This window comes from Herbaspirillum chlorophenolicum, from assembly GCF_001189955.1.
Taxonomy (GTDB): domain Bacteria; phylum Pseudomonadota; class Gammaproteobacteria; order Burkholderiales; family Burkholderiaceae_D; genus Herbaspirillum; species Herbaspirillum chlorophenolicum.
Genome location: NZ_LFLT01000031.1, coordinates 42,445 through 53,192, shown reverse-complemented (window position 1 = coordinate 53,192; position 10,748 = coordinate 42,445). Strand labels below are relative to the sequence as shown.

Annotated in this window: 7 protein-coding genes; 3 read left to right on the top strand and 4 right to left on the bottom strand. The window is 63.0% G+C overall.

All coding sequences use genetic code 11. The annotated features are described in order from the left end of the window. Nucleotides 1–219: transporter substrate-binding domain-containing protein (locus AKL28_RS17410; RefSeq protein ID WP_156226385.1), on the bottom strand; the 219-nt coding region annotated here is incomplete at its 3' end. 360 nt (nucleotides 220–579) lie between these two features. Here AKL28_RS17410 and AKL28_RS17405 point away from each other — a divergent pair. The 3 genes from AKL28_RS17405 (at nucleotide 580) to AKL28_RS17395 (ending at nucleotide 3,043) form a co-directional block, all read left to right on the top strand. Further along, complete coding sequence (locus tag AKL28_RS17405) at nucleotides 580–1,512, top strand: HDOD domain-containing protein (protein WP_050469419.1); 933 nt, start codon at nucleotides 580–582, stop codon at nucleotides 1,510–1,512. Between the two features lie 483 nt (nucleotides 1,513–1,995). Beyond that, nucleotides 1,996–2,733 carry a transporter gene (locus AKL28_RS17400; protein ID WP_050469418.1) on the top strand — a complete coding sequence of 246 codons (738 nt, stop codon included), beginning with the start codon at nucleotides 1,996–1,998 and terminating at the stop codon, nucleotides 2,731–2,733. A 103-nt stretch (nucleotides 2,734–2,836) separates the two neighbouring features. Next, nucleotides 2,837–3,043: a hypothetical protein gene (locus AKL28_RS17395; protein ID WP_050469417.1), complete on the top strand. Its 207-nt coding sequence runs from the start codon at nucleotides 2,837–2,839 to the stop codon at nucleotides 3,041–3,043. A 99-nt stretch (nucleotides 3,044–3,142) separates the two neighbouring features. Here the strand turns inward: AKL28_RS17395 and AKL28_RS17390 are convergent, their stop codons facing one another. The 3 genes from AKL28_RS17390 to AKL28_RS17380 form a co-directional block, all read right to left on the bottom strand. Then, nucleotides 3,143–5,032 carry a peptide transporter gene (locus AKL28_RS17390; protein ID WP_050469416.1) on the bottom strand — a complete coding sequence of 630 codons (1,890 nt, stop codon included), beginning with the start codon at nucleotides 5,030–5,032 and terminating at the stop codon, nucleotides 3,143–3,145. A gap of 120 nt (nucleotides 5,033–5,152) precedes the next feature. Continuing rightward, nucleotides 5,153–6,715: an argininosuccinate lyase gene (locus tag AKL28_RS17385; protein WP_082221556.1), complete on the bottom strand. Its 1,563-nt coding sequence runs from the start codon at nucleotides 6,713–6,715 to the stop codon at nucleotides 5,153–5,155. Next, on the bottom strand, nucleotides 6,702–10,745 hold the full coding sequence (locus tag AKL28_RS17380; RefSeq protein ID WP_050469415.1) for a beta strand repeat-containing protein: 4,044 nt from the start codon (nucleotides 10,743–10,745) through the stop codon (nucleotides 6,702–6,704). Before AKL28_RS17380 ends, AKL28_RS17385 begins: the two co-directional genes overlap by 14 nt. Between the last annotated feature and the right edge of the window lie 3 nt (nucleotides 10,746–10,748).

Here is a 10,748-nt window from a genome sequence, read left to right as displayed (position 1 = left end):
TACCCCCATCTTTTGCGCGATCAGCTTGGCGACGTCGATATCCAGGCCCTGCAATTGCAGGTCGGTATTGACCGAGCCGAACGGTGCAAAATCTTGCGGTACGCCGATGCGCACCACGCCGGCTTTCTGGATGTCGGCCAATGCGTCGGCACGGGCTTGCACGGCGGTTGCGGACAACAGTCCGAAGGCGATTGCCAGCACCGGTTTGAGGGATTTCATTACTTTGTTCTCCTTGAGATTATTTATACAGAGCAAGCTTCGTGGGCCAGCTCCATGGATCCTGTGTCTGAGCACGGATAGCCGCCGTTTTGGCCATCGGCGGCCGCGGATGATAATACGCTTTATTTGAGGGGCGGGCACGCCTTGGCCACGTGCATGCCGATCTGTCTTTTTGGATTGCGCGTCGCAAAAAACAGGCGAATTCGGTATCCTAGGGCTTGTGCTCATTTGGGCCTGTGGGGGAGGTGGTTCACAAGCGGCTCCACCCATCTGGTTGATTTCGTGCGGAACAGGCCTGAGAGATTGGCATATTGCCGCCATAGAATTTGTATCCTGATAATTAACGAAGGCGATAAAAGAATGTCGACCTATATCGAGCCACAAACATTTCGTGAACTGCGGGATTCGGAAGTGTTGCCCGCGCCGTCCGGCGTGCGGCTGAATATCATGCAGATGTGCCAGCAGGAAGACATATCGCTGCCCGAGCTGGTATCGCAAGTGCAGGGTGACCCGGTGCTGGCCGGCCGCCTGATCCAGATCGCCAACGTCCCCAATATCAATAAAGGGCGCATGGTGGCGTCGGTCAACGTCGAACTGCTCCTGCTGATCGGCTTGCATGCCGTGCGCCAGATGGCGCTGGCGATTTCGCTGACGGAGTCGGCACGCCGCGGCGATTGCAAGGAGTTCGACTACGACGCTTTCTGGGGCCGCTCCACGGCAATGGCATGTGCCGGCCAGGCGCTGGGCGAAATGCTGCAGGTGGCGCCGCCGGCTGAGATGTTCACCAATGGCCTCCTGGCCGGTATCGGCCGTCTCGGCCTGGCGTCGGCACGTCCCAAGCGCTATGGCGAGGTGCTGCACACCAAGCCGCAAGGGCAGGAGTTGCTGGACAAGGAACGTGAAGCTTTCGGCTTCGACCACCTGAGCCTTGCTGCGGCGATGATGGAGGACTGGCATTTCCCCAAGCTGTTTTGCACCGCCGTTCTGCACCATGAAAACCCCGAGGCATCGGGGCTGGATGACGACGATCGCCAGCAGATACTGGCGCGCGTACTGGAATTGGCAGGCTGCGTAGCCGATGTCTGTATTGCCGACACTGAAACCCGTAGCCATTTGCTGCCCCGCTTGCTGCAGTTGTCTGCGCGTTTCTCGCTGCCGCTGTCCAGCGTGGAATATATTTGTTCAAGGGTCGCGTGGGATTGGAGCGACTGGGGTTCGCTGCTGCATATTCCGACCCAGGTTCTTCCCGAGATCGGCGCAGAAATCGCCGAAGCGGCGAAGCCGCCGGCCTGATTTCCTGGCGGGCATGTGCCCGCAAATGACGACATGCTTCGGCATGTCGCTCACGATTCGTTGGAAAATGGCACAAGTCCTGATTTTGTATTTGAACGGTCATACTTGAATGCTAGTATGGCGCCCGGCCTGGACGTGGATGCCGGCTGCCGTTTCGCCACAGGTTGCGATACAGGCGCCACCCGCAATCCTGAACGGTCGGCTCGCATGGCATGCGGCCTTCCACTTGCGCTCCCGCGCATTTCAAATCAAATTTTCCACTCCAGCCCGGAATGCGGCCAGCCAGATGCCAGAGGTATCGCGCTCCCATCCATCCAGAAGCTGCGGCGCTAGCCGTCATCAATAACCAAAATAGCGTAGCGGGCCGACACCATCATTTCATCGCCTGCCTTGCCGGCTTGCAGTGCGCGCGCTGCGGGGGAGCCGCAAGCGTCCTGTCCACGGGCCGCCCGTTACGCGCATCGCTTTATGAACAGGTGGTTTATGAAAAAAATCCTGTGCGCCTCCTGGCTGCTCTGCGTAACGATGAATCAGGCCTTTGCCGCCCATCCGCTGGTGACGGACGACGCCGGCGTGCAGGGCGAAGGGCGCCACCAGATTGAAGCCAATACCGACTGGAGCAAGCAAGCAGGCGAGGCCGGACATGTCGGCGCCTTCACCTATACCTATGGCGTGACCGACAAGTTGGACTTGTTTGCCAACCTGCCGCTGACCTTCCAGTCGACCGAAGGCAGCGGGGTGGGCGATTATTCGCTCGGCGCCAAGTGGCGCTATTACGATCAGGACGGCCTGGCACTGGCATTCAAACCGGAGGTTTTCCTGCCCAGCGGCGACACCGAGAAAAGCCTGGGCAACGGCAAGAGCGGCCTGGGCCTGACTGCAATCGCTTCCTATGAGATTGGTGCCTGGACCTTGCACGGCAATGCCGGCCTGAACTACAACCGCTATACGCGCGACAGCGACGATGCCGCCAAGCGCAAGCTGGTATGGCGCACTTCGGCAGCCGTCTGGTATGCGCTCAATGAACAGTGGCGGCTGGTGGCAGATACCGGCGTCATGCAGAATGTCGATCGCGGCAACCGCACCTGGCCGGCTTATGGCCTGGTGGGCGTAATCTGGTCGCCCAATGACACGGTCGACCTCGATATCGGCGCCAAATTCGGCCTGAACAAGGCTGAAGTCACGCGCCAGCTCGGCGTCGGCGTGACTCTGCATTTCTGATTGTGCCGGTATGCTGTGCAGTGCAGCATACGATCGTCTGGAAAGCGCCGCCAAATCTGCTATCTTTGACCTTGGCACAGGGCCAAGCTTAAGGAGACGACATATGGATCTGGTAGAAAAATTCGATGCCAAAGGCAAGACCGGCGCGCCTTACCACGTAGAGGTGTACCAAATCCAGCTGGACGAAGTGGGCAATTCTGTCGCAGCCGGCCAGCGTACTTACCAGCTGACCGACGGACGGGCGCTGGATCCTTTGTCGAATGAGAAGTTCAGGATCGTTCAAACGGGGGAAAAGATCTACCGCGTCTGAACCCTTACTACTGGAAACAGAAAAAGCCGGCACCGAAAGGTGGCCGGCTTTTTCTTTGGCGGCGTCCGGCACCGGATACTGTTCCGGGAAAACCGTAATTCAGGGCTGTGCCTGCGCCTTGGTAATCCGGTTGCGGCTCAATTCGATCAACGCATCGCCCAGCGACTCAGGGCGCCCTTCGAACAGCCGCTGCAGGTACTGTGGATCGGTCAGGTGCCGGTATAGCGCATTGCGTTCGCCGGCGTCGGTGGCCATCCTTACCGCCGCCAGGATATAGTCGTCCAGTGTGGCGGCGATCGTCCAGCCGGGCAGGCCGACGCGGCGGAACAGGCCCTCATCGATATGCTCGAACACCTCAGGTCCGGTCTTGCACACGCCCGGCAAGCCGACCATGAAGGCATCGATGATGCCGTTGGTATTGCCGAAGGGGAATGGGGACAGGAACATGTCGCACTGGTTGAAAATGGACAGGTACTCCTGGTAAGGCTGGTGCGGATAAACGCTGGCGCCAGGCACATAGCGCAGGATCAGGCGCTGCAGTTGCGGGTACAGCAGGCCTTGCGCCTGGCCGATCAGGAAATGGAAGCGCACTTGTTTCGGCGCTTGCCCGTTAGGCGGCTGCAGCGCCAGTTCGGCAATCTTCTGGCAAGCCATCAGGAAGCGCGGGTTGAGCTTCATCGTGGTGGCGGCGATGGCGACGTTGACGTAGGGCTTGTCGGTGCGCTCCAGTTCGGGCACGTTGAAGGGGATGGCCGAGGGGCGGTAGGGCTGGCCGTCGGCCGGCAGGCGCAGCAGCTTTTCGCTGAAGCAGGCCGGGTCGCCGACGAAATCGTCTTCCACGCTGATGTAGTCGATGCGTTTGGAATGCGTGGTGGCCGGGTGGCCCAGGGCAGCCACCTGCAAGGGGGCCACGCGCAGGTTGGCGGCGAACATGGTGATCGGGAACATGCCCACGCTGGGCATGTAGAGCACTTGCGGCCGGCGTTCGATGGCCAGCGCGCGCAACTGGGCCAGGCAGGCTAGCATGTCGCCGGGTTTCTCGAAGGCGAAGAATTCGTCGAAGACCGCGCGTCCCAGCTCGTCGGTGTTGGCCTCATAACCGATCGCCACGACATGGAAGTGGCGCCGCGTCGCTTCCAGCGTCTTGGAGTGGGTACGGTAGATCGAATGGCCGCCGGAAAACCATTCCAGCAATACCAGCAGCACCGGTTTCCCGGCCGCATCAGCCTGTGTGCCGACATCGTCGATGTCGCCGATGCCGGCTTCGCGCAGCTTCTTTTCGATGAGCACGTTGATGGCGCCCTTGATGCGGTGGCGCTGCGGCAGGTCGGCGTAGCTGCAATGCATGTAGACATCGTGCAGGATGGCTACCGGCAAGCCGTCCAGGCTATCCAGCTCCTGCAAGCGGTCGGGCAGCCAGCCGAGCAGGGCTTCGCGCTTGGAGTGCGCCGCCGGCGTGCCGAGGAAGCGCGGCGACAGCAGCGCCATGAACAAGGCCGCGGCCAGCGGTTTGTTCTGTTTCCACAGCATTTCCACATCCAGCGGCAGTTCCGACTCCGGCGAATACAGGATGCAGAATTTCACCAGGTCCAGCGGCTTGATCTGGAAGTCTTTCGCATCCGGCCCGCCCAGGTTGAGCGAGCGCAGGATGTGGTCGCAGTTGATGAAAGGGCTGGCGCCGAACAGCGAGGACAGCCAGCGCTGGAAATTGATCAATTGCCCGAAACCGTCCGGGCTGATGTGGAAGCTGGGATCCGAGAACAACGCCGAAATCGCGCTCGTCACCCGTGTGAGCACGTGCTGCTCCAGCGCCGCGGCCGGCACCGCCGGCGAGACCGACAGCGAGAAATTATTGGCCAGCTTGCCGTAGTTGCGGTCGATCAGCGTCAGGAGGCGTACCAGCTCGCGCGCGGCCGGTTCCTGCTGGCGCGAGTAGCAGAGGTATTCGAATTTTTCCAGCGAAAAAACGTCGTCGGTATTGGCCGTCATCGGATCATCCAAGCATAAAAAAGGACGCACCCGGCATTGTGCCGCCGAAGTGCGTCCGCCGCCAGCTCCACAGTCAGGCGTTAAATCTTCCTTTATCTATCTTGTCGCAATGCCGGGGACTTATTGGCCCAGCTTGTAGAACGCCTGATCCAGTTTCTGCGAGGCCGCGGCCAGCTTGTCGCGCTGGCCCTTCAGCCACAGCTCGTCCTGCGCCAGGCGCGCGCGCTCGGCGGTCAGCATGCGCTCGACTTCGGCGCGTTGTGGGCCGCCCAGGCCACGGCTGGACTCGATCATGTTCTGCGCCGTCAGCGCCTGGCGGAAACGCTCCTGCGCCAGCGGGAATTGCGCATGGTCGAAATTGAAGGCCTTGAGCGCGTCGCCGTAGATCTTCTGCACCTGGTCGAACGGGATATCGGCCGGCTTGATCTTGTTGGTGCGGCCATAAGTCACCAGGTCGGAGGCGAAATGGTGGCCTACCCGGAACGGCACGTCCGAGTCGCGCTGCAGGATGTCGGCCAGTTCGGTGGTGGTCGAGTAATCGGCATCCACCTCGGCCAGTGCGCGGTCCTTGTCGATCACCAGGTTGCTCATCAGGTCGGCCAGCTTGCCGAAGGAGTTGGCGGTCAGGTCCAGCGTCTTTTCCACCTGGTCGCGCTTGTAGTCGGGCATGCCGGGCGTGACGTTATGCGCTTCGACCTGGAAGGTCATGGCGCCGCCGACCACTTCGCTGGCTTGCAGGCGCAGCACGTTCAGGCCGTAGGGGTTGCGCTTCTGCGGCATGATGCTGGAGGTGCCGGTCAGGCGGCCTTCGCGGATCATGATCCAGGGGTAGGGATTGTGGTACTGGGTGTGCATGTCCTGCACCAGGATGCCCATGGTCAGCGCGGCGTTGCTGCAGATGCCGACCAGTTCCACACCCATGTCCAGCGCGCCCAGCTGGGCGGCGTCATAGGAGTTTTCGACCGGGCCGTCGAAGCCCAGCAGCTCGGCCAGGCGGTTGCGGTCGACCGGGAAGCTGGAGGTGCCCAGCGCAGCCGAACCCAGCGGGTTCAGGTTCAGCCGCGCATAGGCCTCCTGGAAGCGGGTCGAATCGCGGCCGAAAGCCGCAGCGAACGCCAGCAGGTAGTGCGCGTAAGTGGTCGGCTGCGCCTGCACCCCGTTGGTGTAGGCAGGCACGATGGTATCCAGGTTGTCCGCGGCCAGTTTGAGGAACACCGCCTTGGACTTGTTCATCTGGTCCATCAGGTTCAGCACGCGCTCGCGCTGCATCAGGCGGCGCGTGGTGGAGAGGATGTCCTGGCGGCTGCGGCCGGAGTGCATGCGCGAGCCGTCCGGGCCGGCATAGGCTAGGATCAGCGGCTCGTATTGCAGGTAGTCGACGGGGCGCTTGGCGCCGGGCTGGTCGCCATCCTTGATCACCTGGTCGACGGCCTTGACGATCTTCTTTCCCAGCGCCGGCGGCACGATCTTGTTTTCGATGGTCATCACCGTCGAGGCCTTGTTCATCTCCCCGAGAAAGTAAAAGTAATCATGCGGCCCCGTGCTGGCCTGGCTGGCGGCGAAGGCCGGCGCCAGCGCCAGGGCTGCCAGGCTGAGTACGGCCAGCTTGCGCAGCTTGCCAGGCATACGGACCGGGATTGGACGTGCAATCGCTTGCATCGGGAGGAAATCATTGGTTTTCATTGTCTTGGCTCTCTGTGGATGAGTTGGAACGGGAAGGGCTGTTGCCGGAACGTTGGCCGGCATCGAAACGATTGAGTTGCGCCAGATCGATGTTGACCCGGTCGCCCTCGTTGCCGATTGGCGTCATGCGCATGGTCGCGGGCGGCGGGGTGATCCAGCCGTTGTTGACCTGGTTTTTCTGCAGGGAACCGGTGGCCGGGGCGGTGCTGGTATCGGTCAGGATGTTGCTGGTAAAGCCCCCCAGGTTGCGCACCACGACGCCTTTGCCGACGGCGGCGATGGTGGTGGTGTCGACCGATTGCCCCATCGGCTTGCCATTGGCGGCGCGGGCGGTAATGAACAGGACGCCATCGTTTACTTGCAGCGTGTTGGTGCCGCCGGTGAAACGCAGGCCGTAGGCGCCATTGCCGGTGGCCGTGATGTTCATGTTGCCGCTGCCGCCGGTGGCGATGGTATTGAAGCCGTTGCTGCTGGAGCCGACGAAGGAGATGCCTTCGCCCGAGCCGTTGCCGCTTCCCGACAAGTTGATGTTGCCGCTGCCCGACCGGACCGAAACGCCGTTGGCCGCCGAAGATGAAGCGGCCCGGATCAGGATGCCGGCGGCGGAAGAGCCGGCGCCGCTGGTTCCGGTCAGCGCGATGTCGCCGCTCACGGTGGAGATGGTGTTGGAACTCGCGTTGCCGGACGGATAGATGCTGATGCCGCTGCCGTAGGCCGAGCTGCCGTTGAGCGCCACTGAGCCGCTGCCGGTGGCGCGGATCACATTGACGCCGGTCTGCATGCCGATGCCGTCGCCATAGTTGCTGCTGCCGGTGATGGACAGATTGCCGTTTTCCACGCTGACGGTAGCGCGGCCGTTGCTGTAGAACGCCACGCCATTGCCCTGGTCGGCGGCGTTGCCGATGAGTGTGACATTGCCATTGCCGGTGGTGCCGATCACGTTGGTGACGGCCAGGATGGCGATGCCGTGGTCCAGTTCAGGCAGGTTGGGCGAATGGAAGTTGCCGTTGAGCGTGATGTTGCCGCCCTGCGAGGTAATGCGGTTGGCCGAGGCGGTGCCGTTGCCGCCCAGGGCAATGGCGTCCGAGGTGCCGACCGAGTCGCCGGTCAGCGTGATGTTGCCGGACACGGAGGAAACGTTCACGCCGACCGAACTGCCAGTCGAGTTGAAGAAAATGCCGTAGCCGCCGAAGCTGTTGGTGCTGTTGCCGTTGATGACGATATCGCCGCTGGTGGTCACCAGGTTGATGGACGCGTTGGCGCCGGATGGGGCAATGTCCACGCCGCGTCCCGACGCGCTGGTGCCGTCCAGGCGCAACTGGCCGCTGTTGGTGCCGAGATTGATGGCGGCATATTGGCCGCCGGCATCCAGCGAGAGGGCCTTGAAGGAGCCGCTGGCCGTATTGATCTGCGTATTGTTGGCGGTGAGCGCAACGTTGCCGGCGGTGCTGAGGACATTGACCTGCGCACCCGGCGCCGAGGAAGTGCCGCTGCCGGAAGCGATCAGCGCCAGGGCCGGCGTGGTGCCGCCGGAACTGTTGCCGGTGATGGCGATGTTGCCGTTGGTGGCCAGGCTGATCATCGAGCCGGCGCCGCTCGAATTCAGCAGGGTGCCATAGCTGCCGCCGCTATTGCCGGTGACGGAAATATTGCCGCCGGCAGAGCGAATGCTGATGTTGGAGCTGGCGCCGGAAGAGGCGATATCGACCGCGCGGCTGGTGGTGCTGTTGCCGTTGATGGCGATATTGCCGCCGGAGGCGGCAGCCAGCGCCACCGCACCGTTGCCCGATGCGGCGAGATACACGCCCCGGCCGCTGCCGGCAAAGCCGTTGCTGTTGCCCTGGATGGTCAGGTTGCCGCTGCCCACGCTGATGTTTTGCGAAGAGGTGGCGGCGGTGGAGCAGACCAGTACGCCATAGCTGGAAGTGGCATTGCCGCTGATGGTCACGTTGCCCGAGCCGGTGGCGGCAATCGTGTTGTTGGTGCTGAAGATGCGGGTGGCATTGCCGCTGCCCAGGTTGGTGCTGTCGATGCTGATCGAGCCGGTGCCGTTGGTGACGATCTTGCCGCCGCCGGTCAGCACAAAGGCATCGCCCGTGCCGCTGGTGCTGGCCTGCAGTGCGACGATGGTGATATTGCCGCCGCCGGCATCGAGGGTGCTGCCGGAGATCTGGGTGGCATTGGCGGTGGAACCGGCCGCCAGCGAAGATGAGGTCGCCCCGCGGATAGTGATGCTGCCGCCGTTGGTGTTGATGTTGCTGCCGCCGGTGATGGCTACGCCGGCGCCATTGGAGACATTGGTCGTGGCATAGGAGGTGCCGGGCGACACCGCGCCGCTGATGGTCAGGTTGCCGCCATTCGTGGCAATGCTGGCGTTGGTCAGCGACACCGAGCCGTTGCCGGTGTTGTTGAAGTTGGAATACAGCGAGACGTTGAGCGACTTGCCATCCGCGTTGGCGATGCTGGTATTGGTCATCACGATGTTGCGGTGCGCCTGCAGCGTCAGCGTGGCATTGCCGACCGCCTTCACGTTATCCAGCACGTTGATGTCACCGGAAGTGCCGCCGACCGAGGTGGTGCAGACCAGGATATTGGCGCCTTCGGTCAGCGACGCGTTGAGCGTGGCCGAACTCAGGTTGGAACTGGCGGAACCGGATGAGGTGAATGGGCTGGTGCTGGTGGCGCCGCCGGCATTGGCGGCACTGGTGATGTTGATGTTGTACGGGTCCAGCAGCCAGGTGCCGCCCTGGCCGGATGCCGCCGACAGGTTCACCGCGCCGAACACGTCGAGGTAATGCCCCGACGTTTCGACCAGCCCGCCGGCGCCGGTGCTGCCGCCCCCGGTCACGCTGATATCGCCGTAGAAGCGGGTGCTGCCGGTCGACCACAGGATGACCTTGCCGCCGTTGCCCGAGGCCAGTGCGTCGGCGTTGATGGAGGCATTGGCATCCATGTAGGTGGCGCTGGCCTGGAACACGCCGTTGCTGCCCTGATAGTCGCCGCCGGCCAGCACGGTGCCGCCGCCGGCGTCGCCGGACGCGTCGATAAGGCTGCCGTCGAACATGCCGACGTATTCGCCGAGCATCTTCACCGTGCCGCCGGTCTGGCCGGTGTCGCGCCCGGAGACGTCGATCGTGCCGCTGTTGGCGACCACGCCGCTGTTGCCGCCGTCCAGCACCACCACGCCGTTGCGCTGCTGCAGGCTGGTGGCCTCGATGATGCCGCTGTTGTTGACCACTTCGGCCATCAGGGCGTTGCCGGCGCGCGCCGTCATCAGCACGGTGCCGCCCTGGGCCCGCAACAGGCCGGCGTTGGATACGCTGGCGTTGACGGTAGCGTTATTGACCTCCATGCTGATCAGGCCATCGCCATTGAAGTCGAGGGTGATCTTTTCGCCCGCGCCCAGCACCACCGAGCCGAGCCGTGCGGCGATGGCGCCTTCGTTGCGCACCTGCGCGCCCAGCAGCGCCACATAGCCGCCGTCGGCGGCCTTGATGCTGCCGAGGTTGATCACCGCGCCGTTGCCGCCATCCAGCTCAAACACATTCTTGCCGGCCATGAAGTTGGCGTCGGAGATGTTGAGCGCGCTGGCCACCAGCCCACCCACATTGACCGAGGCCCCGGCCCCGAACAGCACGCCGGACGGATTGACCAGGTAGACCTGCCCGTTGGCGTTGAGCGCACCCATGATCTGCGAGGCATCGCTGGACAGCACGCGGTTGAGCGCCACCGACGATGAGGTGGGCTGGTTGAAGTTGACGGCGGCGGCGCTGCCGATGTTGAAGGTATTCCAGTTGGTCACCATGCGATCGCTGTTTTGCGTCACCGTCATGGTGTTGCCCGAGGTGGCAATGGCGCCGCTGCCGGCGACGATCTGGCCGTTGGTGGGCAGGGCGCCGGCATCGAGCGCCTGGGCCGACAGCGGGACCATGCCGAAGCTGGCGCACAGCACCGCATGTGCGATCGGGGACAGGGCCGGCAGGCGCAAGGCCTTGCGGTGCGAACGGTGGAGCGTGGAAGAAGTGTTCATCGC

Coding starts and splice junctions, on each gene's coding strand:
- AKL28_RS17405 (WP_050469419.1), top strand. CDS start 580: ATGTCGACCTATATCGAGCCACAAACATTTCGTGAACTGCGGGATTCG.
- AKL28_RS17400 (WP_050469418.1), top strand. CDS start 1,996: ATGAAAAAAATCCTGTGCGCCTCCTGGCTGCTCTGCGTAACGATGAAT.
- AKL28_RS17395 (WP_050469417.1), top strand. CDS start 2,837: ATGGATCTGGTAGAAAAATTCGATGCCAAAGGCAAGACCGGCGCGCCT.
- AKL28_RS17390 (WP_050469416.1), bottom strand. CDS start 5,032: ATGACGGCCAATACCGACGACGTTTTTTCGCTGGAAAAATTCGAATAC.
- AKL28_RS17385 (WP_082221556.1), bottom strand. CDS start 6,715: ATGAAAACCAATGATTTCCTCCCGATGCAAGCGATTGCACGTCCAATC.
- AKL28_RS17380 (WP_050469415.1), bottom strand. CDS start 10,745: ATGAACACTTCTTCCACGCTCCACCGTTCGCACCGCAAGGCCTTGCGC.